This is a genomic window from Cedecea davisae DSM 4568 (genome assembly GCF_000412335.2).
Taxonomy (GTDB): domain Bacteria; phylum Pseudomonadota; class Gammaproteobacteria; order Enterobacterales; family Enterobacteriaceae; genus Cedecea; species Cedecea davisae.
This window is the reverse complement of record NZ_KE161030.1, coordinates 3,899,971-3,925,217: the sequence shown is the minus strand read 5'-3', so window position 1 is coordinate 3,925,217 and position 25,247 is coordinate 3,899,971. Positions and strand designations below refer to the sequence as shown.

The 25,247-nt window shown below is 55.0% G+C and carries 21 protein-coding genes; 19 read left to right on the top strand and 2 right to left on the bottom strand.

Annotation, left to right across the window (positions count from 1 at the left end; all coding sequences use genetic code 11):
- Positions 1-22: 22 nt before the first annotated feature.
- Genes HMPREF0201_RS17830 through HMPREF0201_RS17800 form a run of 7 tightly spaced genes read left to right on the top strand, consistent with a single transcriptional unit; the run spans position 23 to position 7,292 of the window.
- Positions 23-1,279: an MFS transporter gene (locus HMPREF0201_RS17830; RefSeq protein ID WP_016538141.1), complete on the top strand. Its 1,257-nt coding sequence runs from the start codon at positions 23-25 to the stop codon at positions 1,277-1,279.
- A gap of 10 nt (positions 1,280-1,289) precedes the next feature.
- Positions 1,290-1,820, top strand: coding sequence for a cupin domain-containing protein (locus HMPREF0201_RS17825; RefSeq protein WP_016538140.1), 531 nt, complete (start codon positions 1,290-1,292; stop codon positions 1,818-1,820).
- A gap of 9 nt (positions 1,821-1,829) precedes the next feature.
- On the top strand, positions 1,830-2,600 hold the full coding sequence (locus HMPREF0201_RS17820) for an alpha/beta fold hydrolase (RefSeq protein ID WP_016538139.1): 771 nt from the start codon (positions 1,830-1,832) through the stop codon (positions 2,598-2,600).
- A complete protein-coding gene (locus HMPREF0201_RS17815; RefSeq protein WP_016538138.1) occupies positions 2,584-3,378 on the top strand; it encodes an SDR family oxidoreductase in 795 nt (264 codons plus the stop codon). The genes HMPREF0201_RS17820 and HMPREF0201_RS17815 overlap by 17 nt, the downstream gene beginning before the upstream one ends.
- Before the next feature lie 9 nt (positions 3,379-3,387).
- Positions 3,388-4,158: an aspartate dehydrogenase gene (locus HMPREF0201_RS17810; RefSeq protein WP_016538137.1), complete on the top strand. Its 771-nt coding sequence runs from the start codon at positions 3,388-3,390 to the stop codon at positions 4,156-4,158.
- A gap of 9 nt (positions 4,159-4,167) precedes the next feature.
- Positions 4,168-5,637 (top strand): aldehyde dehydrogenase, encoded by a 1,470-nt coding sequence (locus HMPREF0201_RS17805; RefSeq protein WP_016538136.1) that lies wholly within the window; start codon positions 4,168-4,170, stop codon positions 5,635-5,637.
- A 14-nt stretch (positions 5,638-5,651) separates the two neighbouring features.
- Positions 5,652-7,292, top strand: coding sequence for a thiamine pyrophosphate-binding protein (locus HMPREF0201_RS17800; RefSeq protein WP_016538135.1), 1,641 nt, complete (start codon positions 5,652-5,654; stop codon positions 7,290-7,292).
- A 124-nt stretch (positions 7,293-7,416) separates the two neighbouring features.
- On the opposite strand, the gene loiP is transcribed toward HMPREF0201_RS17800, so the two are convergent.
- Positions 7,417-8,175: a metalloprotease LoiP gene (loiP, locus tag HMPREF0201_RS17795; protein ID WP_039898810.1), complete on the bottom strand. Its 759-nt coding sequence runs from the start codon at positions 8,173-8,175 to the stop codon at positions 7,417-7,419.
- A 268-nt stretch (positions 8,176-8,443) separates the two neighbouring features.
- Between loiP and tkt the strand changes: the two genes are divergently transcribed.
- From tkt to HMPREF0201_RS17735, 12 genes are all read left to right on the top strand, one after another.
- Positions 8,444-10,435 carry a transketolase gene (gene tkt, locus HMPREF0201_RS17790; RefSeq protein ID WP_016538133.1) on the top strand — a complete coding sequence of 664 codons (1,992 nt, stop codon included), beginning with the start codon at positions 8,444-8,446 and terminating at the stop codon, positions 10,433-10,435.
- 327 nt (positions 10,436-10,762) lie between these two features.
- Positions 10,763-11,809 (top strand): erythrose-4-phosphate dehydrogenase, encoded by a 1,047-nt coding sequence (gene epd, locus HMPREF0201_RS17785; protein ID WP_016538132.1) that lies wholly within the window; start codon positions 10,763-10,765, stop codon positions 11,807-11,809.
- Between the two features lie 21 nt (positions 11,810-11,830).
- On the top strand, positions 11,831-12,994 hold the full coding sequence (gene pgk / locus HMPREF0201_RS17780; RefSeq protein WP_016538131.1) for a phosphoglycerate kinase: 1,164 nt from the start codon (positions 11,831-11,833) through the stop codon (positions 12,992-12,994).
- A 97-nt stretch (positions 12,995-13,091) separates the two neighbouring features.
- Positions 13,092-14,171 (top strand): class II fructose-bisphosphate aldolase, encoded by a 1,080-nt coding sequence (fbaA, locus tag HMPREF0201_RS17775; protein WP_016538130.1) that lies wholly within the window; start codon positions 13,092-13,094, stop codon positions 14,169-14,171.
- A gap of 404 nt (positions 14,172-14,575) precedes the next feature.
- Entirely contained in the window at positions 14,576-15,514 is a 939-nt protein-coding gene (gene tdcA, locus HMPREF0201_RS17770) for a transcriptional regulator TdcA (protein WP_016538129.1), read from the top strand.
- Positions 15,515-15,622: 108 nt separating this feature from the next.
- Positions 15,623-16,621, top strand: a complete 999-nt coding sequence (tdcB, locus tag HMPREF0201_RS17765; protein WP_016538128.1) for a bifunctional threonine ammonia-lyase/L-serine ammonia-lyase TdcB — start codon at positions 15,623-15,625, stop codon at positions 16,619-16,621.
- A 15-nt stretch (positions 16,622-16,636) separates the two neighbouring features.
- Positions 16,637-17,968 carry a threonine/serine transporter TdcC gene (tdcC, locus tag HMPREF0201_RS17760; protein ID WP_016538127.1) on the top strand — a complete coding sequence of 444 codons (1,332 nt, stop codon included), beginning with the start codon at positions 16,637-16,639 and terminating at the stop codon, positions 17,966-17,968.
- Between the two features lie 36 nt (positions 17,969-18,004).
- Positions 18,005-19,213 (top strand): propionate kinase, encoded by a 1,209-nt coding sequence (gene tdcD / locus HMPREF0201_RS17755; RefSeq protein ID WP_039898809.1) that lies wholly within the window; start codon positions 18,005-18,007, stop codon positions 19,211-19,213.
- Between the two features lie 29 nt (positions 19,214-19,242).
- A complete protein-coding gene (pflB, locus tag HMPREF0201_RS17750; RefSeq protein WP_016538125.1) occupies positions 19,243-21,537 on the top strand; it encodes a formate C-acetyltransferase in 2,295 nt (764 codons plus the stop codon).
- 170 nt (positions 21,538-21,707) lie between these two features.
- Complete coding sequence (gene mscS / locus HMPREF0201_RS17745) at positions 21,708-22,568, top strand: small-conductance mechanosensitive channel MscS (protein WP_016538124.1); 861 nt, start codon at positions 21,708-21,710, stop codon at positions 22,566-22,568.
- A 142-nt stretch (positions 22,569-22,710) separates the two neighbouring features.
- Positions 22,711-23,346 (top strand): arginine exporter ArgO, encoded by a 636-nt coding sequence (gene argO / locus HMPREF0201_RS17740; protein ID WP_039898807.1) that lies wholly within the window; start codon positions 22,711-22,713, stop codon positions 23,344-23,346.
- A 110-nt stretch (positions 23,347-23,456) separates the two neighbouring features.
- Positions 23,457-24,188 (top strand): oxidative stress defense protein, encoded by a 732-nt coding sequence (locus tag HMPREF0201_RS17735; protein ID WP_039898806.1) that lies wholly within the window; start codon positions 23,457-23,459, stop codon positions 24,186-24,188.
- A 34-nt stretch (positions 24,189-24,222) separates the two neighbouring features.
- On the opposite strand, the gene argP is transcribed toward HMPREF0201_RS17735, so the two are convergent.
- Positions 24,223-25,122, bottom strand: a complete 900-nt coding sequence (gene argP / locus HMPREF0201_RS17730) for a DNA-binding transcriptional regulator ArgP (protein WP_016538121.1) — start codon at positions 25,120-25,122, stop codon at positions 24,223-24,225.
- Positions 25,123-25,247 lie beyond the last annotated feature (125 nt).

The window sequence follows — 25,247 nt, the reverse complement described above, 5'->3', positions numbered from 1 at the left end:
ATCCGCACCCGTAGGGGGAGACATGACCACTTTTGAGACCAACACCGCGCCCGTTGAGGCAGGCGGTGAGGGGACCCGCACGCCTGAAAAGGCGGTGCGCTGGGCTATTCCGTTGTCGCTGCTTGCCTGTGTACTGCTGGCATTTTTCGACAAAATCAGCATTGCGGCGCTTTTTTCCGATAGCCATTTCCAGCAGGCGATGGGCATTGATTTTGATACCACGCGGCTCGGCATTCTGATGAGCGCCTTCCTGCTGAGCTACGGCTTTTCGTCGGTATTTTTAAGCGGTCTGGGAGACAAAATTGCGCCACTGCGACTGCTCACCGGCATGATGGCGGTGTGGTGTGTGCTGATGGTGGCGATGGGCTTTACCCATAACTACACGCTAATGATCGTGCTGCGCATCCTGCTCGGCGTGGCGGAAGGGCCACTGTTCCCGCTGGCGTTCGCCATTGTGCGTCATAGCTTCCCGCAGCACCTGCAGGCTCGCGCCACCATGCTGTGGCTGTTGGGTACGCCCGTGGGCGCGGCGATTGGTTTTCCGCTTTCCCTCTGGCTGCTTAACACCTTTGGCTGGCAGAGCACCTTCTTCGTGATGGCGCTGCTTACCGTGCCGGTGCTTGTCTTTGTGCGTATCGGCCTGCGCGGGATCCGCCTGGAGGCTAAACCCACAACATCACAGACTTCGCAGGATGAGCGGCGAGCAGCCCGGCGTGAGCTGTTTGTCAGCCCGCACTTCTGGATCATCTGCATTTTTAATATCGCGTTTCTCACCTACCTGTGGGGCATAAACGGCTGGCTGCCCGGCTACCTGATTAAAGGTAAAGGAATTCATCTTGAGCATGCGGGCTGGCTGTCGTCGATGCCATTTATCGCCATGCTGGCAGGCGAGATTATTGGCGCATGGCTCTCGGACCGGGTCGATAAACGTGCCGCCGCCTGTTTTATTTCAATGGCAGGGGCGGCTATTGGGCTGGTGGTGGTCATGCACCTTGATACTCCGCTGGCCGTGATTGCGGCGATGAGCTTTAGCACTTTTATGTGGGGCACCGGAGCCCCCAACATTTTCGCCTTGCTGGCGAAGGCTACTCACCCACGGGTAAGCGCCACGGCGGGCGGCATCTTCAACGGGCTGGGAAACTTTGCGGGCGCGCTGTCGCCAGCGGTGATGGGCGCATTAATTGCTTTCACCCACAGCATGGATTCCGGGCTGATTTTTCTGGCGGTGATGGCGGCGGTGGGCTGCGTCCTGTTACTGCCGCTGCTGCGACGTTACTGAGGAGAGTGTCATGACTGATTCAACCATAACTGCAAAACCAGGCATTAAACCTGAACACCTGACGATGGAAGAGTGGGTCGAGTCGCGCGTTGCGCGCTTCGAAGGCCGTAAATATGACTGGAACGCGCTGAAGTTTCAGGCCGATTTCGATCCGAAATACCGCCGTGCGCAGATGCGTTACATCGGTACGGGGGCGACGGGGGTGGCGAGTGATACCAACACCGTTCAGGCGGAGCACTTTACCTTCTCTACCATGGTGCTGCCATCGAAGTGCGAAGGACCCCTGCACCTGCACGATGATGTGGAGGAGGTGTTTTTCATGCTCAAAGGACAAATCACCCTGATGATCCAGGACGGTGATAACTACACCGAAACCGTGCTGCGCGAGCGCGATTTGATCTCCGTGCCGCCGGGAATCTATCGCGGGCTGTTTAACCACGGCGAAGAAGAGGCGCTGATGTGCGTCATGCTGGGGACCAACAAGCCGGAAATCCCGACCTACCCGGAAGACCACCCGCTCTCAAAAGTGAAGCGGGGCTAAGGGGGCGCTATGACGGGCTTTCGTGAACAGGGAAGCGGTATCCCGCTGATGCTGCTGCATGGCATTAGTTCCGGCGCAGCTTCCTGGCATAAGCAGATGTCGCTAAACGGTTTTCGCGTGCTGGCGTGGGACATGCCCGGTTATGGCGAAAACCCAATACTGGCGGCCGAGCGTGCGAATGCGGGGGATTATGCCGACGCGCTGGCGGCGATGCTCGACCGCGCTGGCATCTGGCGGGCGGTGCTGGTTGGCCATTCTCTGGGCGCGCTGGTCGCCAGCGCGTTTGCCGCGAAGTACCCGGAGCGCGTACTGCATCTGGTGCTGGCGGATGCCGCTCAAGGATACGGCCAGGCCGCGGCGGAACAGCGCGAGCAGGTGTGGCGCAACCGTGAGCAACAGATGGCGCTCGGCGGTGAAATTCTGGCGCAAACCCGGGCTGCGAAGCTGCTGCGCCCCGGCGCGAGTGCGGAAGATATCGCCACGATAGCGGCGGGGATGCGCAAGCTTAACCCCGATGGCTATCTGGCCGCGGCCTGGATGCTGGTACACGACGATATTCACGGCTGGCTAAAGCGTTATTCCGGCGCGTTTGAAGTCTGGTGCGGGGAGCAAGATGCCATTACCCAGCCGGAGCTGGTGCAAGGGCTGGCTCTTCGCTATGGCATGCCTTTTATTAGCATCCCGCAGGCCGGGCATGCCAGCTATCTCGATAACGACGCGTTTTTTAACCAACAGCTTTTACGCATTAACGAAGAGGTGCGCGATGAATGCACAAATTGACGGGCGCGTAGCGGTAGTCACCGGCGGTTCTTCCGGCATTGGCTTTGAAACGCTGCGCCTGCTGCTGGGTGAAGGGGCAAAAGTCGCCCTCTGTGGCCGCGACCAGGACCGGCTCGCCAGCGCGCACGCTGCGCTGCAAAACGAATACCCCAGCGGGGAGATTTTCTCTTATCGCTGCGATGTGCTGAATTCTGATGAGGTACTGGCGTTTGCAGATGCGGTGAAATCTCGCTTTGGCGCGGTGGATATGCTGATCAACAACGCCGGGCAGGGCTATGTTGCGCACTTCAATGAGACTCCGCGTGAGGCATGGCTGCACGAAGCCGGGCTTAAGCTGTTCGGCGTCATCAACCCCGTTCAGGCGTTTCAGCCGCAGCTGGAGCAATCGGATATCGCCTCGATTACCTGCGTGAACTCACTGCTGGCACTCCAGCCGGAGGAGCACATGATCGCCACCTCTGCGGCCCGTGCGGCGTTGTTGAACATGACACTTACGCTTTCAAAAGAGCTGGTGAGCAAAGGCATTCGGGTGAACTCAATTCTTCTTGGCATGGTGGAGTCCGGGCAGTGGCAGCGTCGCTTTGAAAATCGTGCGGATAAAAGCCAGAGCTGGGCGGAGTGGACGGCAGATATTGCCCGTAAACGCGGTATTCCTATGGCCCGCCTCGGCAAGCCGCAGGAGCCTGCCCAGGCTCTGCTGTTCCTGGCCTCGCCGCTGGCCTCGTTTACCACGGGTGCCGCGCTGGACGTTTCCGGCGGTTTTTGTCGCCATCTGTAAGGAAGCATCATGAAAAAGATCATGTTAATTGGCTATGGGGCAATGGCGCAGGCGGTGATTGAGCGCCTGCCTGCTCAGGTTTCCATCGGCTGGATTGTGGCTCGTGAATCTCACCATGCCGCGATCCGATCGCAGTTTGGTGGTGCGGTGGAGGCGCTGATCTCGCCGATGGAGTGCGCTGATACGCCCGACCTGGTGCTGGAGTGTGCCAGCCAGCAGGCGGTGGCGCAGTACGGCGAAGAGATTTTGCGTCGAGGCTGGGATCTGGCGGTGATCTCTACCGGCGCGCTGGCAGATAGCGCGCTGGAACAACGCCTGCTTAATGCGGGCGGCAATCTGACGCTGCTCTCCGGCGCCGTGGCAGGTATAGATGGGCTGGCTGCGGCAAAAGAGGGCGGGCTTGAACGAGTGACCTATCGGTCGCGCAAAAGCCCGGCAAGCTGGCGCGGCAGCTACGCTGAGCAACTTATCGATCTTAATGCAGTATCTGAAGCGCAGGTTTTCTTTGAAGGCAGCGCCCGTGAAGCGGCGCGTCTGTTTCCGGCTAACGCCAACGTTGCTGCGACCGTGGCGCTCGGCGGCATTGGGATGGATGACACCCGCGTACAGCTGATGGTTGACCCGGCCACGAAACGCAATACCCACACGCTGCACGTCGAAGGGGGGTTTGGTGAGTTTCATCTCGAGCTGAGCGGCCTGCCGCTTGCCAGCAATCCGAAAACCTCCACTCTGGCGGCACTCAGCGCGGTACGCGCCTGCCGCGAACTGGCAAAGCGCTGAGGAGCTACGATGGAAGAGTTGAATATTTTTATTGGCGGGCAGTGGCGGCGCGGCGGCGGTAACTTGCTGCAAAGTTATTTTCCTGCTGATGGTTCGCTTAACGCCACGCTGAACGCAGCAAGTCTGGAGGATCTGCAGGATGCTATTGCGGCCGGAGAGCGCGCATGGCGCGATCCTGCATGGCGAAATAGTCTGCCTCACAACCGCGCGAAGATCCTGCACAGGGTGGCGGATCTGATTGAGTCTCGCCTCGATGACCTGGCGCGCATGCAGAGCCGCGATAACGGTAAACCTCTGGCGGAAGCGCGCGGGCTGGTGATGAGCGCGGCGGGAACTGCGCGCTATTTTGCTGCTGCCTGCGAGCTGCTGGAGGGTGAATTGCCCACGCCACGGCAGGCTGACTTACTGACGCTAAGCCGCTATGAGCCGCTTGGCGTGGTGGCAGCGATTACGCCGTGGAATTCGCCGATTGCCAGCGAAATGCAAAAAGTCGCCCCGGCCATTGCAGCCGGTAATGCGGTGATCCTCAAACCCGCCGAAGCCACGCCGCTGATGGCGCTGGAGCTGGCGCGTATTTTTGAACAGGCCGGGCTGCCTGCCGGGCTGCTGAGCGTATTGCCGGGCAAGGGTTCGACGATCGGCGATGCGCTGGCACGTCACCCTAAGGTACGGAAGATCTCTTTTACCGGTGGCACCACCACAGGCCGCCATCTGGCGCACGTAGCGGCAGAAAAGCTTATTCCTGCCTCGCTCGAACTGGGCGGTAAATCCCCGACCATCGTTTTGGAAGATGCTGATATTGAGCAGGCCGCACGCGGGATCTGCTACGGCATTTTCAGCTCGGCAGGACAGGCATGCATCGCCGGTTCACGCCTGTTTATTCATGAAAGCGTTTATCCGCAACTGATGGCGCGCCTGTTGGAAATCACTCGCGGGCTGCGCATCGGCCATCCCTTCACTGACGGCGTGCATATGGGGCCGTTGATTAACGACAAGCATCGTCAGAGCGTACAGGAGTACGTAGAACTGGCGAAGCGTGAGGGGGGCCGCGTGCTATGCGGCGGGGAGATCCCGGCCGATCCGCAATTGGCAACCGGCAGTTTCTTCCAGCCTACGATCGTTGAAGGGCTGAGGAATAGCGCCCGCGCCTGCCAGGAAGAGATCTTCGGCCCGGTGCTGGTCGCCATGCCTTTTAGCGATGAAGCAGCGTTGATTCGCGAGGCTAATGACTCGGTTTACGGCCTTGCGGCAGGTATCTGGACGCGGGATACCGGCCGGGCTCTGCGCCTGAGCGAGCAGCTGGAAGCAGGCACGGTGTGGATTAACACCTACAAAGTCTTTGCAATTTCGACCCCGTTTGGGGGCTTTAAAGAGAGCGGTCTGGGCCGCGAAAAGGGCGTTCAGGGGCTGAAAGCCTGGATGCAGCAAAAGAGCATTTATCTGGCGACGGGCAACGGCGTCAACCACTGGTGCGACTGAGAAAAGGGTGAGCAATGAGTGAAATGATAACCGTCGGCGACGCCATCGCCAGAACGCTGGAGCAGTATCAGGTTGATGCCATTTATGGCGTCATCTCTATTCATAATTTGCCGATCGCGGATGCGGTGGGGCAGCGGGGTAATATTCGCTTTGTTCCGGCGCGTGGTGAAGCTGGCTCTGTGACTATGGCCGATGCCCACGGGCGTTTTTCCGGCCTGGGCGTGGCGCTGACGAGTACCGGTGCTGGCGCAGGTAACGCGGTTGGCGCGCTGGTTGAGGCGATGAATGCCTGCACGCCGCTGCTGCACCTGACCGGCCAGGTGGAGAAGGCCTGGCTTGATGCCGATACTGGCTTTATCCATGAAACCCGCGACCAGCTGACCTTCCTGAAGGCCAGTTCAAAGCGCGCGTATCGCATCAGCAATGCCAACCAGGCGATGGCAATATTGCACAAAGCCATTCAGGAGGCGCAGACGCCGCCGTGCGGGCCGGTTTCTGTCGAAATCCCGATTGATATTCAGAGCGCGAAAATCCCGCTGTCCCTGGTGACGGCCCCGGTGAAACCAATTCAGGTTTCTACCTTTGATGCAGAAGTTGTCGATACGCTCTGGGCTCAGCTTAAACAGGCCAGACAGCCGCTACTCTGGCTGGGCGGCGGGGCGCTGGGAAGTGCTGGCGCTGTGAAAAAATTGGCGGATGCAGGGATCACCGTTATCTCCAGTACCCACGCGCGCGGCGTGCTGGCGGACAGCCATCGTGCCAGCCTGCGTGCGTTCCATAACTCGCCGTCGGTTGAGGCACTCATCGCGCAGTGCGACTTTACGCTGGTGGCCGGTTCACGCCTGCGCAGCAATGAAACCCGCTCCTGGACGCTTGAGCTGCCGCATCCACGAGTGCAGGTTGATATCGATCCAGCGGCGGCGAGCCGTAACTATCTTATGGATAATACGCTTGTGGCTGATTGTTCTGCGCTGCTAGGCGCTCTGGCGGATAAAGCACAGGGGCGTGAATGGGGCAGCGCCCGGTGGGATGCTCAGGTGCAGGAGGCGGTTGCAAAAGCGGAGCAGGGGCTGCGGGAACAGTGCGGTGCTTATGCGAAGCTCAACGATGCTATTGAGAAAGCATTACCGGTGGATGGCCTGCTGGTTCGCGATATCACCGTTTCCGGCAGTCTGTGGGGTAGCCGCCTGTTCCGTGCTCATGGGCCATTGATGAACATCCATTCCCTGGCGGGGGCTATCGGTATGGGTCTGCCGATGGCTATTGGTACCGCAATTGCTAATCCACAACGTAAAGTGGTGGGGCTGGTCGGTGATGGCGGGCTGAGCCTGAACCTGGGGGAACTGGCGACGCTGGCGCAGGAGAAAGCCAACGTCACGCTGCTGGTGATGAACGACGGCGGTTACGGCGTGATGCGTGGCATTCAGGATAAGTATTTCGGCGGGCGGCAGTATTATAACGAACTGCATACACCGGACTTTACCCTGCTGGCGCAGGCGATAGGATTACAAGCCTGGAGTGTGGAGCGGGCCGAGGATTTTGATGCGGTGATGACGGAGGCTCTGGCGATGCCGGGGCCTTCGGTGGTGGAAGTGCGAATGGGGCAGATTGGCGCGCTGAAGTTTGCCGGGCCGCCGCAGAAGACGCTTTACTGAGCACTGCGCCGTGCTGCCAACCTGACTTTCTCCCCGTACGCTCGGGGAGAAAGCAGGCAGATATTCAGGGGCAGGGTGAACTCGTTGCAATATCATAAAGGAGGCAAATATGCCTCCTGCTTAATTACTTAATCCCGTCCGCCGCCATGCGGTCGCGAATGTGCTGAGCGCGCGCCGCCGAGGCCGGATGATCGTCCAGCATCGAGCTTTGGCGACCTTCGTCCAGCTTAGCCAGCTTCTCAAAACTGGTGGCGAGACCAAGCGGATTAATACCGCGCTTGCGCAACAGATCGTAAGAGTAGTCGTCCGCTTCTGATTCCTGGCGCTGAGAGAACTGAGCGTTCACCAGTTTTTCGCCTAAATCCCCCAACTGAGATTGTGACAGGTTGCCGATTACGCCGCCTGCCGAAGCCGCCGCCACGCGAGCCGCGTTAGTGCCGAGTGCGACCTGCATACCCTTCTTCACGTGGCCAAGCGCAACGTGCCCCATTTCGTGGCCAATTACCGCTTCGACTTCGTTGTCGTCCATCATATCCATCAGGCCGCTGTAAACCCGGATGCAGCCGTTAGCCATGGCGAAGGCATTCACGTCTTTGGTGACGTATACCTTGTAGTTCACCGGCAGTCCGTTGATGTTGTCCCCAAGCGCGGAGGCAATCTTGTTCAGACGCTGGGTATAAGGGCTGTTTGCCGGAGCGAGAGTGGCTTTGCTGTCCTGCTGCTGGCAGGCTTCGTCGCTCAGGGCCTTCACCTGGGCGTCGCTTAGAGTGTAGGCCTGGAATGCTTCGGCCCCCGAGGTCAGTAGCCCGTTGGAATCCATTCCCTGGCAGCCGCTCAGCAGGGCAGCGACGCTCAGGCTCAGTAATATTGGGCGCATCTTCATGGCCATTTTCCTTTCTTTATAATAGGTAAAAACAGAGTCGGATTTACCGCAGGCGGAGCGGCTCCAGACTTAGTATAAAGAAGAATAAATGGCCTGCGCATCAGGTTGCGCAACTTGCGAGCGTTATCCAGAGATTTCTTACCCTGTCAACGGCGCGCCGCATGTACATGACCATTCCCCTGGTGTACATTGTTGTCACATTTTCGGGCGTAGCCCATAACGCATCGTAGTCAAGGCGCGATCTTCAACCATCCGATCTGGAGTCAAAATGTCCTCTCGTAAAGAGCTTGCCAATGCTATTCGTGCGCTCAGCATGGACGCAGTACAAAAAGCCAAATCCGGCCACCCGGGTGCCCCTATGGGTATGGCCGACATTGCCGAAGTCCTGTGGCGTGATTTCCTGAACCATAACCCGCAGAACCCGTCATGGGCCGATCGCGACCGCTTCGTGCTGTCCAACGGCCACGGTTCTATGCTGATTTACAGCCTGCTGCATCTCACCGGTTATGCCCTGCCGATTGAAGAACTGAAAAACTTCCGTCAGCTGCACTCCAAAACCCCGGGTCACCCGGAAGTGGGCTATACCGCCGGTGTAGAAACCACTACTGGCCCGCTGGGTCAGGGCGTTGCGAACGCGGTCGGTATGGCTATCGCTGAAAAAACGCTGGCAGCGCAGTTCAACCGCCCGGGTCACGACATCGTGGATCACTTCACCTACACATTCCTGGGTGATGGCTGCATGATGGAAGGCATCTCTCACGAGGTTTGCTCCCTGGCCGGTACCCTTAAGCTGGGTAAACTGGTCGCGTTCTACGATGACAACGGCATCTCCATCGACGGCCACGTTGAAGGCTGGTTCACCGACGATACCGCTAAACGCTTTGAAGCCTACGGCTGGCACGTTGTGCGCGGCGTAGACGGCCACGATGCCGACGCTATCAAACGTGCGGTAGAAGAAGCTCGCGCGGTAACCGACAAGCCATCCCTGCTGATGTGCAAAACCATCATCGGTTTCGGCTCCCCGAACAAAGCGGGTACTCACGACTCCCACGGCGCGCCTCTGGGCGACGCAGAGATTGCGCTGACCCGTGAAGCGCTGGGCTGGAAGCACGCTCCATTCGAAATTCCTTCTGACATCTATGCTCAGTGGGATGCGAAAGAAGCGGGCCAGGCCAAAGAAGCGGCCTGGAACGAGAAGTTCGCCGCTTATGCTAAAGCCTTCCCGCAGGAAGCCGCTGAATTCACTCGCCGTATGAAGGGTGAAATGCCGGCGGACTTCGACGCGAAAGCGAACGAATTCATCGCTAAGCTGCAGGCTAATCCGTCCAAGATTGCCAGCCGTAAAGCGTCCCAGAATGCTATCGAAGCCTTCGGCCCGCTGCTGCCAGAATTCCTGGGCGGTTCTGCTGACCTGGCTCCGTCTAACCTGACCCTGTGGTCTGGTTCTAAAGCTATCAACGAAGATACCGCCGGGAACTATATCCATTACGGCGTGCGTGAATTCGGTATGACCGCTATCGCCAACGGTATCTCCCTGCACGGTGGCTTCCTGCCGTACACCTCTACCTTCCTGATGTTTGTGGAATATGCCCGTAACGCGGTGCGTATGGCCGCGCTGATGAAGCAGCGCCAGGTGATGGTTTACACCCACGACTCCATCGGTCTGGGCGAAGATGGCCCGACTCACCAGCCGGTTGAGCAGGTTGCTTCCCTGCGCGTAACGCCTAACATGAGCACCTGGCGTCCGTGTGACCAGGTTGAGTCTGCGGTAGCGTGGAAATACGGCGTTGAGCGTCACGATGGCCCGACTGCGCTTATCCTCTCCCGTCAGAACCTGGCTCAGCAGGATCGTACCGAGCAGCAGTTGAAAGACATCGCCCGCGGCGGTTACGTGCTGAAAGATTGCGCTGGTCAGCCAGAGCTTATCTTCATCGCGACCGGTTCCGAAGTTGAGCTGGCCGTTGCCGCATGGGATCAACTGACTGCCGAAGGCGTCAAGGCCCGCGTGGTTTCCATGCCGTCCACCGACGCGTTCGACAAGCAGGATGCCGCTTACCGTGAGTCCGTGCTGCCAAAAGCCGTTTCTGCTCGCGTAGCCATCGAAGCCGGCATTGCCGACTACTGGTTCAAATACGTTGGCCTGAACGGCGCTATCGTTGGGATGACGACCTTCGGTGAGTCTGCTCCAGCAGAACTGCTGTTCGAAGAGTTTGGCTTCACCGTTGAGAACGTGGTGAAACAGGCTAAAGCGATTCTGTAATCAGTCTCGTCAGATAAAGGGGTCGCTTCGGCGGCCCTTTTTTATGCCAATTATTCCATGATTGTGCTGTTCGTTATTCCACCGCTGCCTTTATCCGTTGCAGTTATTCCACTAAAACTGTGACGTGCGTCAGAAGTTGGTGCGACCGTAATGGGGTATCGTTCCTTTTATTCCCGCTTTGGCTTAACATAGCTGAAGCGTTTCAGTCGAATAAATGTTCGACAATTAAGCAAACAAGTGCAGTTTCATGAGTGCGAGGATTCCCCTCGGGCGGTTGCTGGATTACTCTGTCAGCCACTTAATCCCAGGGATTCTGGCAGGAGAGATATGACCGTACGCATCGCTATTAATGGCTTCGGTCGCATTGGGCGCAACGTGGTACGTGCTTTGTACGAATCTGGTCGCCGTGCGGAAATCACCGTGGTAGCAATCAACGAACTGGCGGATGCTGCGGGTATCGCGCATCTGTTGAAGTACGACACCAGCCATGGCCGCTTTGCGTGGGACGTGCGCGAAGAGCGTGACGTCCTGTTTGTCGGCGATGACAGTATTCGCCTGCTGCATGAGCCCACCATTGAGGCGCTGCCGTGGCGTGAACTGGGCGTTGATATCGTGCTGGATTGCACCGGCGTGTTCGGCTCGCGTGCCGACGGCGAAGCTCACCTGGCCGCAGGTGCGAAAAAGGTGCTGTTCTCGCATCCCGGCGGTAACGACCTCGACGCCACCGTGGTCTTCGGGGTTAACCATGAGCTGGTGGAAGATAACCATCGCATCGTCTCCAATGCCTCCTGCACCACAAACTGCATTATTCCGATTATTAAACTGCTGGATGATTCCTTTGGCATCGAGTCCGGGACGGTAACTACCATCCACTCGGCGATGCACGACCAGCAGGTTATTGACGCTTATCATCCCGACTTACGGCGTACCCGTGCGGCAAGCCAGTCGATCATTCCGGTGGATACGCGTCTTGCGGCCGGTATTACGCGTATTTTCCCACAGTTTAATGACCGTTTTGAGGCCATTGCGGTACGCGTACCGACGATAAACGTCACGGCGATTGATTTAAGCGTCACGGTGAAAAATTCAGTAAATGCCTGTGAAGTCAACCAGTTGCTGCAAAAAGCGGCGCGAGAAGCATTTCATGGTATAGTTGACTATACGGAATTACCGTTGGTCTCGACTGATTTTAACCACGATCCGCACAGTGCCATCGTAGACGGCACGCAAACGCGGGTCAGTGGGCAACATCTGATTAAAACACTAGTCTGGTGTGATAACGAATGGGGCTTCGCCAACAGGATGCTCGACACCACGTTGGTTATGGCTCAATGGATTTCAGGTAAGGCGCAGGTTGCGTCTGCAAAACTTTAAGAATCAACGAGAGGATTCACCATGTCTGTAATTAAGATGACCGATTTGGATCTGGCTGGTAAACGCGTTTTCATCCGTGCCGATCTGAACGTGCCGGTTAAAGACGGGAAAGTCACCAGCGACGCGCGTATTCGTGCTTCTCTGCCGACCATTGAACTGGCTCTGAAGCAGGGCGCAAAAGTCATGGTAACTTCTCACCTGGGTCGTCCGACCGAAGGCGAGTACAACGAAGAATTCTCTCTGCTGCCGGTTGTTAACTACCTGAAAGACAAACTGTCTAACCCGGTTCGCCTGGTCAAAGACTATCTGGATGGCGTTGAAGTTGCCGAGGGTGAGCTGGTTGTTCTGGAAAACGTTCGCTTTAACAAAGGCGAAAAGAAAGACGACGAAGCACTGTCCAAAAAATATGCCGCTCTGTGTGACGTATTCGTAATGGATGCCTTTGGCACCGCACACCGCGCGCAGGCTTCTACCCACGGTATCGCTAAATTTGCTGACGTTGCCTGTGCAGGCCCGCTGCTGGCAGACGAACTGGAAGCGCTGGGCAAAGCTCTGAAAGAGCCGGCTCGCCCAATGGTTGCTATCGTTGGTGGTTCTAAAGTTTCTACCAAACTGACCGTGCTGGACTCCCTGTCCAAAATTGCTGACCAGCTGATCGTTGGCGGCGGTATCGCTAACACCTTCGTTGCAGCCCAGGGCCACAACGTGGGTAAATCCCTGTATGAAGCAGACCTGGTTGATACTGCCAAAGAACTGCTGACCCGTTGCGATATTCCGGTTCCAACCGACGTGCGCGTAGCGACCGAGTTCTCCGAAACCGCAACCGCGACCCTGAAATCTGTTGCTGACATCAAAGATGAAGAGCAGATCCTGGATATGGGCGATGTTTCCGCTGAGAAACTGGCTGAGATCCTGAAAAACGCAAAAACCATTCTGTGGAATGGCCCGGTTGGCGTGTTTGAATTCCCGAACTTCCGTAAAGGTACCGAAATCGTTGCTCGCGCTATCGCCGACAGCGAAGCCTTCTCTATCGCAGGCGGCGGCGACACTCTGGCGGCTATCGACCTGTTCGGTATCGCAGACAAAATTTCCTACATCTCTACCGGCGGCGGCGCATTCCTCGAGTTCGTGGAAGGCAAAGTTCTGCCAGCAGTAGCGATGCTCGAAGAGCGCGCTAAGAAGTAATTGTTACGGGCAGGGTTTCCTGCCCGTTGATTTATTGCCGCCCGGCAAGCATCAGGACGGCGATTCAATTTTTCCAAGGCCTACAGGACACATCCACATGTCTAAAATTTTTGATTTCGTAAAACCAGGTGTTGTAACCGGTGACGACGTACAGAAAATCTTCCAGGTAGCAAAAGAGAACAACTTTGCTCTGCCAGCTGTTAACTGCGTCGGTACCGACTCTATTAACGCCGTACTGGAAACCGCTGCGAAAGTTAAATCTCCGGTTATCGTTCAGTTCTCTAACGGCGGTGCTGCTTTCATCGCTGGTAAAGGCGTGAAAACTGATGTTCCACAGGGTGCTGCTATCCTGGGTGCTATCTCTGGCGCACACCACGTTCACCAGATGGCTGAACATTACGGCGTGCCGGTCATTCTGCACACCGACCACTGCGCTAAGAAACTGCTGCCGTGGATCGACGGCCTGCTGGACGCCGGCGAAAAACACTTCGCTGCTACCGGTAAACCACTGTTCTCTTCCCACATGATTGACCTGTCCGAAGAGTCTCTGGAAGAAAACATCGCAATCAGCTCTAAATACCTGGAACGCATGTCCAAACTGGGCATGACCCTGGAAATCGAACTGGGCTGCACCGGCGGTGAAGAAGACGGCGTGGACAACAGCCACATGGACGCTTCTGCTCTGTACACCCAGCCAGAAGACGTTGACTATGCCTACACCGAGCTGAGCAAAATCAGCCCGCGTTTCACCATCGCTGCTTCCTTCGGTAACGTACACGGCGTGTACAAACCGGGTAACGTGGTTCTGACTCCAACCATCCTGCGCGACTCTCAGGACTATGTTTCTAAGAAACATAACCTGCCGCACAACAGCCTGAACTTCGTATTCCACGGTGGTTCCGGTTCTTCCGCTCAGGAAATCAAAGACTCCGTAAGCTACGGCGTTATCAAAATGAACATCGATACCGACACCCAATGGGCAACCTGGGAAGGTATTCTGAACTACTACAAAGAAAACGAAGCTTACCTGCAGGGTCAGCTGGGCAACCCGAAAGGCGCCGACCAGCCGAACAAAAAATACTACGATCCACGCGTGTGGCTGCGTTCAGCCCAGGCTTCTATGATCGTTCGCCTGGAGCAGGCATTCAAAGAGCTGAACGCGGTAGACGTTCTGTAATTTGAGCCAATAAATGCTTCGGTAAAAACCCGCTACGGCGGGTTTTTTTATGTTCAAATAAAATCATAATAATTGCAGTTATTTTTAATTTTATTTTCATTATTTCATTTAACTTGTGCAAATTTACCGCAATAAATATAAAACCTCATTATCAATAACAAGTTACTTACATTTATATGAATTTATTATCTCCATAAATTTATTTTATCTGCGATATTTAGGTTGACCTTAATCATATAAATTGCAAATTTAAAAATCATAACTCATTGTTTTTAATTGGTTAGTTGTCATTCGTGTGCTTCTTATACAATAACCGGTTGAGCATTTGCGAGTCGCAGCACATAACATCCAGGAGGGAATTCGTAAGATCGCCGCCATTGATAACTTATTAGGCATGGCGCTTTATGGACAATATGACATTACCTAAAACACAGCACCTGGTTGTATTTCAGGAGGTGGTCAGAAGTGGTTCATTTGGTTCCGCGGCTAAGCAGCTGAGTTTGACTCAGCCTGCGGTAAGCAAAATTATCAGCGACATGGAAGCGTTGTTCGGGATGGAACTCATTATCCGCAAGAATACCGGCGTGAAGCTCACCGAGGCGGGAAAGATACTGCTCGGGTATTCGGAGTCGATTACGCGTGAAATGCGTAATATGTGTGATGAAATGAACTGCCTGGTGGGTAATGGCTCAGTGGATGTTTCATTCGGCTACCCTTCGCTTATCGGCTTTACCTTCCTGCCGGGCATGGTCGAAGCCTTCAAAGAGCTTTACCCTCATGCAGAAGTATCGATGTTTGAAGCGCAGCTCTCTTCCTTCTTACCGGCGATACGCGACGGGCGGCTGGACTTCGCTATCGGTACCCTCAGCGACGAGATGCTGCTACAGGACCTGCATATTGAGCCGCTGTTTGAGTCCGAGTTTATTTTGGTGGCCAGCCGAACGCGAACGCGCGGCGGCGCGATGACGCTACGCTCATTGAGCCATGAGCAGTGGGTGTTGCCTCAAACCGAAATGGGCTACTACAGCGAACTCCTGACCATCCTGCAAAAAAATAATATTACCCGAGATAAAATAATTAAAACCGACTCCGTTGTTACTATCTATAACATGGTGCTTAAAGCCGGGTTCCTGACCATTATTCCACGCGACATGATAGCGCCTTTTGGTTCTCAGCAATTTATACAGGTTCCGCTAACCGACGAATTACCTACAGCACGCTATGCAGCAGTCTGGTCTAAAAATTATCGTATAAAAAAATCAGCTTCAACTTTGGTTGAATTAGCCAGAGCGCATTCCGTGCGCAGTCAGGCTCAATTTAATAAATTAACGGTGGTGGCTTAGTAAAAAAACTACCCGAATCGTTTTAATTGATTAATTAACCCAGGGCGGCAAATTAACTTTATTTGCCATCTCTAATATTTTTTATTGTTTTGTTATACAGAGGTCAACATGCATATCGATAACGAACTTCCTGTCACCATTAACGATGTTCTGGAAGCTAAAAAAAGAATTTCTGGCTACGTGTATAAAACAGGGATGCCGCGTTCTAATTATCTTAGCGAATGCTGTAAAGGTGACATCTATTTAAAATTTGAAAATATGCAGCGCACCGGCTCGTTTAAAATGCGGGGCGCATTTAATAAGCTTAGCTCGCTCAGTGAGGAAGAAAGAAGCCGCGGTGTCGTAGCTTGCTCGGCCGGCAATCATGCCCAGGGTGTTTCCCTGTCGTGCGCGCTGCTCGGGATTAATGGCAAGGTGGTGATGCCAAAAGGCGCACCTAAGTCGAAAGTAGCGGCCACTACCGACTATTCAGCACAGGTCATTATTCACGGCAATAACTTTAACGAAACTATCGCTAAGGTCAGCGAAATTGTTGAGATGGAAGGGCGCATTTTCATTCCGCCGTATGACGATGTAAAAGTCATTGCCGGGCAGGGTACTATTGGCCTGGAAATACTTGAAGATCTTTATGACGTCGATAACGTGATTGTGCCTATCGGCGGCGGCGGCCTGATTGCCGGTATTGCGGTGGCGATTAAATCCATTAACCCAACAATTAATATCATCGGCGTGCAGGCAGAAAATGTTCACGGCATGGCTTCATCATTCCGCTGTGGAGAAATAACCGCCAATCGAAGCGCCAGCACTTTGGCTGATGGCTGCGACGTCGCTCGCCCGGGTAATTTAACTTTCGAAATCGTTAAAAAATTAGTAACTGATATTATTTTAGTCAGTGAAGAAGAAATCAGAAACAGCATGGTGGCGCTCATTCAGCGCAATAAAATTGTAACCGAAGGGGCGGGAGCTCTGGCCTCTGCCGCATTATTAAGCGGCAAGCTTGATCATTATATTAAAGGTCGGAAAACGGTCAGCCTTATTTCCGGCGGGAACATCGATTTGTCTCGCGTCTCTGAAATTACCGGCACCGCGGAAGCCTGCCTGAACTAACTAAGGATCTTCATTATGAGTAATGCAGAAACAACCCTTGTTGGCCAAAAAGACACCTCCCTGTGGCGTAAATCCGACACCACCTGGACGCTGGGTCTGTTCGGCACCGCCATTGGTGCCGGGGTACTGTTTTTCCCTATCCGTGCGGGTTATGGCGGCCTGATACCTATCCTTATCATGCTGGTTCTGGCCTACCCGATAGCCTTCTTCTGCCACCGCGCGCTGGCTCGCCTGTGCCTTTCCGGCAGTAACCCTTCGGGGAACATCACCGAAACGGTTGAAGAGCATTTTGGTAAAACCGGCGGGGTGGTTATCACCTTCCTGTACTTCTTCGCAATTTGCCCGCTGCTGTGGATTTATGGCGTCACCATTACCAACACCTTTATGACATTCTGGGATAACCAGCTTCAGCTGGCACCGCTTAACCGCGGGCTGGTTGCGCTGGTGTTGCTGATGCTGATGGCGTTTGTCATCTTCTTCGGTAAAGACCTGATGGTGAAGGTGATGAGCTATCTCGTGTTTCCGTTCATCGCGAGCCTGGTGATTATTTCCCTGTCGCTTATCCCTTACTGGAACTCTGCGGTTATCGATCAGGTTAACCTCAGCGAGATCGCTTTAACCGGCAATGACGGAATACTGGTAACGGTGTGGCTCGGTATCTCCATCATGGTGTTCTCCTTCAACTTCTCGCCTATCGTCTCTTCGTTTGTGGTGTCTAAGCGCGAAGAGTATGAGGCGGATTTTGGTAAGCAATATACCGAGGATAAATGTTCCAAAATCATCTCACGCGCCAGCATGCTGATGGTTGGGGTGGTGATGTTCTTTGCTTTCAGCTGCCTGTTCACGCTGTCGCCGGAGAATATGGCCGAAGCGAAAGCGCAGAATATCCCGGTGCTTTCCTACCTTGCGAACCACTTCTCTTCTATGTCCGGCTCTAAGTCCACCTTCGCGACCGTGCTGGAATACGGGGCATCAATCATTGCCCTGGTAGCGATTTTCAAATCCTTCTTCGGCCATTACCTCGGCACGCTGGAAGGGCTTAACGGCCTTATCCTGAAGTTTGGTTATAAGGGTGACAAAACTAAGGTTTCCCAGGGCAAGCTCAACCTGGTCAGTATGGTGTTTATCATGGGCTCGACCTGGGTTGTGGCCTACGCCAACCCGAACATTCTTGACCTGATTGAAGCCATGGGTGCGCCGATTATTGCCGCTCTGCTCTGCCTGCTGCCGATGTACGCCATTCGCAAAGTCCCGGCGCTGAGTAAATATAAAGGCAGAACCGAAAACATATTTGTCACCGTTATCGGCATGCTGACGATTCTGAACATCGTATACAAAATATTGTAATTAACCGTCATTGGCTCAGGATGAGTGAACGTTAAGATGAATGAATATCCGGTAATATTAACCATAAACTGTGGCTCATCTTCGGTTAAATTTTCCGTGCTGGATGAAATATCCATGGAGCCACTATTAACGGGAATTTGCGAAGGGGTTAATACCGAGTCTGCCTCGCTGACTGTTAATAACGGAGAGCCAGTGAGGCTGGCGCATTCCGATTATGAAGATGCGCTGGCGGCCATTGCCCTGGAACTTGAAAAGCGTGACCTGATTAAAAGCGTGGCCTATATCGGCCACCGCATTGCGCACGGCGGGGCGATTTTCGGCGAGTCGGTACTGCTCACGGATGACGTTGTTGAAAAAATTCGTGAAGTCTCGCCTCTCGCGCCGCTGCACAATTATGCCAACCTCAGCGGCGTGGCCTCGGCCTGGCAGCGCTTTCCCGGCGTGCCGCAGGTCGCGGTGTTTGATACCAGCTTCCACCAGACGATTAGCCCGGAGGCCTATCTCTACGGCCTGCCGTACCGCTATTTCGAGGAGTACGGCGTCAGGCGTTATGGGTTCCACGGAACCTCCCACCGCTACGTTTCCATCCAGGCCGCTGAGTTGCCTGAGCTGAAAGGAGCCGCACCGGGTCTGGTTATCGCTCATCTTGGGAACGGCGCATCGGTTTGCGCAGTTGTGGAAGGGGAAAGCGTTGATACCTCGATGGGCATGACGCCGCTGGAGGGGCTTATCATGGGCACCCGCTGCGGCGACGTGGACTTTGGCGCGATGGTGTGGCTGGCAAGGCAAACCGGGCAATCGCTGGATGACCTTGAGCAAGTGGCAAACACCGAGTCAGGGCTGCTGGGACTTTCGGGTATCTCTTCCGATCTCCGGGCGCTGGAGAAGGCCTGGCGAAGTGGCGACGGCAGAGCACAGCTGGCGATCGATACTTTTGTTCACCGCATCGCCAGAACGATTGGCGGGCATGCCACTTCATTGCCGCATTTTGATGGCTTAATTTTCACCGGTGGCATCGGTGAAAACTCCGCGCTTATTCGCAGCCTGGTGATTAAACATTTACGCGTATTCGGTATTGAACTGGACGAAGAAAAAAACGCGCGGCCTAATTCCGACGGCGAACGGGTTATTTCAGCCGAAGGCTCTGCGGTGCTGTGCGCGGTAATTCCTACCAATGAAGAAAAAATGATTGCTCTTGATGCCCGGCAATTGGGCAAAGCATCTCGCTTAGCGGAATTCGCTTAATCTCATTTGTGGTACAGAGGATAGAATTAATGAAAGTGGATATTGATATTTCCCATGATAATTATGCTCATGCCTGGCAGCAATTCCGCGGAGAGAGCTGGCAGCATGAAATTAACGTTCGGGATTTTATCCAACAAAACTATACGCCGTATGAAGGTGATGACGCATTTTTGTCGGGCGCTACGGCGGCCACTACGGCACTGTGGGAAAAGGTCATGGAAGGCATTCGTGTTGAAAACGCCACCCATGCGCCAGTGGACTTTGACAGCAATGTCGCCACTTCAATTACCGCTCACGCTCCCGGCTATATTATTCAGGACCGTGAGAGGATCGTTGGCCTGCAAACGGATAAGCCGCTAAAGCGCGCGCTACATCCTTTTGGCGGCATCAATATGATCAAAAGCTCGTTTGAAGCCTACGGCCGCAAAATGGACCAGCACTTCGAGTATCAGTTTACCGAGCTGCGTAAAACCCATAACCAGGGCGTATTCGACGTCTATTCGCCGGATATTCTGCGCTGCCGCAAGTCCGGCGTGCTGACGGGATTACCGGACGGCTACGGGCGCGGGCGCATCATCGGCGATTATCGTCGCGTTGCGCTATACGGCATCGGCTATCTGGTTCGCGAGCGCGAGCTACAGTTTGCCGACCTGCAGCAAAAACTTGAGCGCGGTGAGGATCTGGAGGCGACTATCCGCCTGCGTGAAGAGCTGGCGGAACACCGCCACGCGCTGCTGCAAATTCAGGAGATGGCCGCCGGTTATGGCTTCGATATTTCACGCCCGGCAGGCAATGCGCAGGAGGCTATTCAGTGGCTCTACTTTGCCTATCTGGCAGCGGTGAAGTCTCAGAACGGCGGGGCAATGTCGCTTGGGCGCACGGCGAGCTTTATCGATATTTATATTGAACGCGATATTAATGCTGGCCTGCTCAACGAACAGCAGGCGCAGGAATTAATCGACCACTTCATTATGAAAATCCGCATGGTGCGTTTCCTGCGTACGCCGGAGTTTGATTCCCTGTTCTCCGGCGACCCTATTTGGGCGACGGAAGTGCTGGGCGGAATGGGGCTCGACGGGCGCACGTTGGTGACCAAAAGCGCCTTCCGCTACCTGAATACGCTTTACACCATGGGACCGGCACCTGAGCCAAACCTGACTATCCTCTGGTCCGAAGCGCTGCCGAAGGCGTTTAAGGTGTACGCCGCCAGGGTGTCCATCGAAACCTCGTCATTGCAGTATGAAAACGATGACCTGATGCGCAGCGACTTTGCCAGCGATGACTACGCGATTGCCTGCTGCGTAAGCCCGATGATTATTGGCAAGCAAATGCAGTTCTTTGGCGCTCGTGCCAACCTCGCGAAAACCCTGCTGTACTGCATCAACGGCGGGATGGATGAAAAGCTGAAGATCCAGGTTGGGCCTAAAACCCCGATGCTGCTCGATGATGTGCTGGACTACGACAAGGTGATGACCAGCCTCGATAGCTTTATGGACTGGCTGGCGGTGCAGTACGTTACGGCGCTTAATCTTATCCACTATATGCACGATAAATACAGCTATGAAGCTTCGCTGATGGCGCTGCATGACAGAGACGTTTACCGCACCATGGCCTGCGGCATCGCCGGGCTTTCGGTGGCGGTGGACTCGCTGTCGGCTATCAAACACGCGGTAGTGAAGCCGGTGCGCGACCATACCGGGCTGGCGGTAGATTTTGTCATTGAGGGCGACTATCCGCAGTACGGCAATAATGACGACCGGGTAGACGCCATCGCCTGCGATCTGGTTGAGCGCTTTATGAAGAAAATTCAGGCGTTGCCAACCTACCGCGGCGCGGTGCCGACCCAGTCTATCCTGACCATCACTTCGAATGTGGTTTACGGGCAAAAAACCGGCAACACGCCGGATGGCCGCAGAGGCGGAACGCCGTTTGCTCCCGGCGCTAACCCGATGCACGGGCGTGATACTAAGGGCGCGGTCGCTTCTTTGACCTCCGTGGCGAAGCTGCCGTTTAGCTACGCGAAAGACGGGATTTCGTACACGTTTTCCATCGTGCCTGCCGCGCTTGGCAAAGATGACTCGATTCGTCGCCTGAACCTCGTGGGGCTGCTTGACGGCTATTTCCATCACGATGTCAAAACGGAAGGCGGCCAGCACCTGAACGTTAACGTGATGAATCGTGAGATGTTAATGGATGCCATCGAACACCCGGAAAATTACCCGACGCTAACCATTCGTGTTTCCGGCTACGCGGTGCGGTTTAACGCCTTAACGCGCGAACAGCAGCAGGATGTTATTTCCCGAACCTTTACCCGGGCGCTGTAAGTTACCCATAAGCCCGGGCTCAGGCCCGGGTTTTCCCTTCTTTTGCTGCATTAACACTCAATTTGCAATCAATTTTGTGACCTGTTTGGCACATTCATGCGTTTTTGTTTACCCTTTACGGTCTGTGCTGCGTCTCCTGGCGTAGAAACTTTTCAGACAAGGAACAGTAAATGGAAGATCTCAACGTAGTAGACAGTATTCATAATGCCGGAGGATGGCTGGCGCGAAATCAGGAGCTCCTGCTGAGCTACGTGGTTAACATCGTCGCCGCCATCGCCATTCTCATTATCGGGATGATTATTGCCCGCCTGATATCCAGCACGGTAAACCGCCTGATGCTGGCCCGGGGCATCGACAGCACCGTAGCCGACTTCCTTTCCGCACTGGTGCGCTATGGCATTATCGCCTTCACGCTGATCGCGGCCCTGAGCCGGGTCGGGGTGCAGACCGCATCGGTTATCGCGGTGCTGGGTGCTGCGGGTTTGGCCGTTGGCCTGGCGTTGCAGGGGTCGCTGTCCAACCTTGCGGCTGGCGTACTGCTGGTGACCTTCCGTCCGTTCCGAACCGGTGAGTATGTTGACCTCGGCGGGATCGCCGGAACCGTACTTAACGTACAGATTTTTTCTACTACCATGCGTACCGTTGACGGCAAAATCGTGGTGGTGCCGAACGGTAAAATTATTGCCGGCAACATCATCAACTTCTCCCGCGAACCGGTACGTCGTAATGAATTTATTATTGGCGTTTCCTACGATGCTGACATCGATCAGGTTAAGAAGATCCTTACCGACATCGTTAGCCGTGACGAGCGCGTGCTGAAAGATAGAGATATCACGGTGCGCGTTAACGAACTGGGGCCTTCTTCGGTGAACTTTGTGGTGCGCGCCTGGAGCAAGAGCGGCGACCTGCAAAACGTCTACTGGGACGTGCTGGAGCAAATTAAGAAGGGGCTGGATGCCAACGGCATCGGCATTCCTTACCCGCAAATGGACGTTCACGTTCGTAAAACCAACGAAACTGAAAACGCGTAATCCTCAGGGCCGACATTTGTCGGCCTTTCTTTTACCTTTCAATATTAGCTTCCCTTATTGGTGATTAAAATTAACAATTTCCTCTAATAATAATTGCGCATTACACTCCCGGTCAGTGATTGATAATTTGAGGGTAGTTAGCGTGTTATCTTATTATTTTCAGGGGGTTGCACTTGGGGCGGCGCTAATACTGCCGCTGGGGCCGCAGAATGCTTTTGTGATGAATCAGGGCATTCGCCGCCAGTATCACCTGATGATTGCCTCGTTGTGTGCGCTGAGCGATATCATCCTGATTTGCGGCGGGATCTTTGGCGGTAGCGCCATTCTGATGCAGTCTCCGTGGCTACTGGCGCTGGTGACCTGGGGTGGCGTGGCGTTTCTGCTGTGGTACGGCTGGGGCGCGCTTCGCACGGCTATGAGCAACAACCTTGAGCTTGCTTCGGCTCAGGTCATGAAGCAGGGACGCTGGAAAATTGTGGTCACCATGCTGGCGGTGACGTGGCTTAATCCGCATGTCTACCTCGACACTTTTGTGGTGCTGGGCAGCCTTGGCGGCCAGCTTTCGGAAGAGCCAAAGCGCTGGTTTGCGCTGGGCACGGTTAGCGCCTCGATTATCTGGTTCTATGGTCTGGCTATTCTCGCCGCCTGGCTGGCTCCACGCCTTCGCACCGCGAAAGCGCAGCGGATTATCAACGGTGTGGTCGGGCTGGTGATGTGGTTTATCGCCTCTCAGCTGGCGTGGGACGGCGTGCAGCATATCTCGGCGCTGATGGGCTAATTCGCCTTTATCCGATAGACAAGTTACTATTTCAGGCTAAGCTTGCTGGCAGACGCCGGGAGTTTATTTTCCGGCGTAATCACAGTGGAACGTAGCACGGAGGAGTTACAGTGAAGTTTAAAATTTTAGCATTAGCCGCAATGATGGGATTAGGTTCTGTATCGGTTCAGGCGGGCGAGCTGCCTAACGGCCCTCACGTAGTCACCTCCGGGACAGCCAGCGTTGATGCAGTGCCTGATATCGCCACGCTTGCTATCGAAGTGAATGTGTCCGCTAAAGATGCCGCTTCCGCCAAGAAACAGGCCGACGACCGCGTTGCGCAGTATCTTGGCTTCCTGCAGAAAAACGGCGTTGAGAAGAAAGACATCAACGCGGCTAACCTGCGCACTCAGCCAGAATATGATTACCTGAAAGACGGTAAAACCCAGCTGAAAGGCTACCGTGCGGTACGCCAGGTTGAAGTGACTTTGCGTCAGCTGGATAAAATGAACGAGCTGCTGGACGGCGCGTTAAAGGCTGGTTTGAACGAAATCCGCTCCGTGTCTCTGGGCGTCTCTCATCCTGAAGAGTACAAGGATAAAGCGCGTAAAGAAGCCATCAACGACGCAACCCGTCAGGCTAAGCTGCTGGCCGAAGGCTTCAACAGCAAGCTGGGTTCGGTGTACAGCGTGCGTTATCACGTTTCTAACTACCAGCCAGCGCCGATGGTACGCATGATGAAGGCGGACGCGGCAGCGCCGGTTTCCGCTCAGGATACCTATGACCAGCAGACTATTCAGTTTGATGACCAGGTAGACGTAGTGTTTGAGCTCCAGGGCGCGCAGGCTCCTGCTGCCCAGTAAGACGTTACCCTCTCCTTAACGGAGAGGGTTGTTTTTATTCCATATCCTGGCGCAGCACTTTGTGCCCATACTCCAGCAGGGCATCCGTCACGTTACGCATCATGCGGCTTTCCGGCGCAAAACGGTGCCAGTAAAGCATGCGGCGCTGCAACAGCCCAGGCGTTAAGTCGATCAATTCTCCGCTATTCAGCTCTCTCTCAATCTGCAAATGTGGGATCATGCAGCAGGTTGTGCCCTGGCGTGCCAGCTGCACGAACGCTTCCGAAGAGTTAACGATGTGGCACGGTACGCTGCCCGGAGACAGGTCAAAGTTCTGCTGTAAAAAGGCCTGATGCATATCGTCGAGGTGGTCAAACGCCACCGCCGGAGCCTTCAGCAGCGCGGAGCGCGTCACGCCGTTGGGGAAGTAGCGCTCGGCAAAATCTTTTGAGCCGACAAACAGATAATCCAGCGCGCCGAGGCGATCGACCAGACAGCTCGGCAGCGGCTGAGGCTGAATAGAAACCGCGCCAACCACTTCGCCGCGGCGCAGCCGCTCCTGGGTTCGGGTTTCATCTTCAACCTGAAGATTCAGGCGGATAGGTGAGTCGGCAAGCACCGGCGCCAGAGCCGGAAGCAGCCAGGTTGCCAGGCTGTCGGCGTTAACCGCCAGGGAGAGCAGCAGCGGCGTGGAGCCGGTTTGCTCGTCGCCCAGCCACTCTTCTTCCAGCAGCTCAACCTGGCGCAGCAGGGCCAGAAGTTTTTGCCCTTGCTCCGTCGGGCGGGGCGGCACGGTGCGCACCAACAATGGCTGGCCGAACATCGTTTCCAGTTGCTTAATACGTTGTGATACTGCCGACTGAGTAATGCACAGCTTCTGCGCCGCGCGCTCAAATCCTCGTTCACGAATTACCGCATCCAGCGCCTGCAGCGTTCTGTAGTCCGGGCGTTTCATTGTTGTTCACTTACTCCTGATTTCGTCGTGCGAGCACTATGACATAAATTTGCCGTTGATTCAGACCAAATCAGCAAACGCAGGTGCTGCCTGAACGTGATGACGTCAGCATTGCCGCAATCCCG

Bases quoted from the DNA above. Each gene is read 5' to 3' on its own strand.
- tdcC (WP_016538127.1), top strand. From the start codon at position 16,637: ATGAGTAATGCAGAAACAACCCTTGTTGGCCAAAAAGACACCTCCCTG.
- HMPREF0201_RS17800 (WP_016538135.1), top strand. From the start codon at position 5,652: ATGAGTGAAATGATAACCGTCGGCGACGCCATCGCCAGAACGCTGGAG.
- argP (WP_016538121.1), bottom strand. From the start codon at position 25,122: ATGAAACGCCCGGACTACAGAACGCTGCAGGCGCTGGATGCGGTAATT.
- HMPREF0201_RS17830 (WP_016538141.1), top strand. From the start codon at position 23: ATGACCACTTTTGAGACCAACACCGCGCCCGTTGAGGCAGGCGGTGAG.
- epd (WP_016538132.1), top strand. From the start codon at position 10,763: ATGACCGTACGCATCGCTATTAATGGCTTCGGTCGCATTGGGCGCAAC.
- mscS (WP_016538124.1), top strand. From the start codon at position 21,708: ATGGAAGATCTCAACGTAGTAGACAGTATTCATAATGCCGGAGGATGG.
- pgk (WP_016538131.1), top strand. From the start codon at position 11,831: ATGTCTGTAATTAAGATGACCGATTTGGATCTGGCTGGTAAACGCGTT.
- tdcA (WP_016538129.1), top strand. From the start codon at position 14,576: ATGGACAATATGACATTACCTAAAACACAGCACCTGGTTGTATTTCAG.
- loiP (WP_039898810.1), bottom strand. From the start codon at position 8,175: ATGAAGATGCGCCCAATATTACTGAGCCTGAGCGTCGCTGCCCTGCTG.
- tdcD (WP_039898809.1), top strand. From the start codon at position 18,005: ATGAATGAATATCCGGTAATATTAACCATAAACTGTGGCTCATCTTCG.
- HMPREF0201_RS17820 (WP_016538139.1), top strand. From the start codon at position 1,830: ATGACGGGCTTTCGTGAACAGGGAAGCGGTATCCCGCTGATGCTGCTG.
- fbaA (WP_016538130.1), top strand. From the start codon at position 13,092: ATGTCTAAAATTTTTGATTTCGTAAAACCAGGTGTTGTAACCGGTGAC.
- tkt (WP_016538133.1), top strand. From the start codon at position 8,444: ATGTCCTCTCGTAAAGAGCTTGCCAATGCTATTCGTGCGCTCAGCATG.
- HMPREF0201_RS17805 (WP_016538136.1), top strand. From the start codon at position 4,168: ATGGAAGAGTTGAATATTTTTATTGGCGGGCAGTGGCGGCGCGGCGGC.
- HMPREF0201_RS17815 (WP_016538138.1), top strand. From the start codon at position 2,584: ATGAATGCACAAATTGACGGGCGCGTAGCGGTAGTCACCGGCGGTTCT.
- HMPREF0201_RS17825 (WP_016538140.1), top strand. From the start codon at position 1,290: ATGACTGATTCAACCATAACTGCAAAACCAGGCATTAAACCTGAACAC.
- pflB (WP_016538125.1), top strand. From the start codon at position 19,243: ATGAAAGTGGATATTGATATTTCCCATGATAATTATGCTCATGCCTGG.
- tdcB (WP_016538128.1), top strand. From the start codon at position 15,623: ATGCATATCGATAACGAACTTCCTGTCACCATTAACGATGTTCTGGAA.
- HMPREF0201_RS17810 (WP_016538137.1), top strand. From the start codon at position 3,388: ATGAAAAAGATCATGTTAATTGGCTATGGGGCAATGGCGCAGGCGGTG.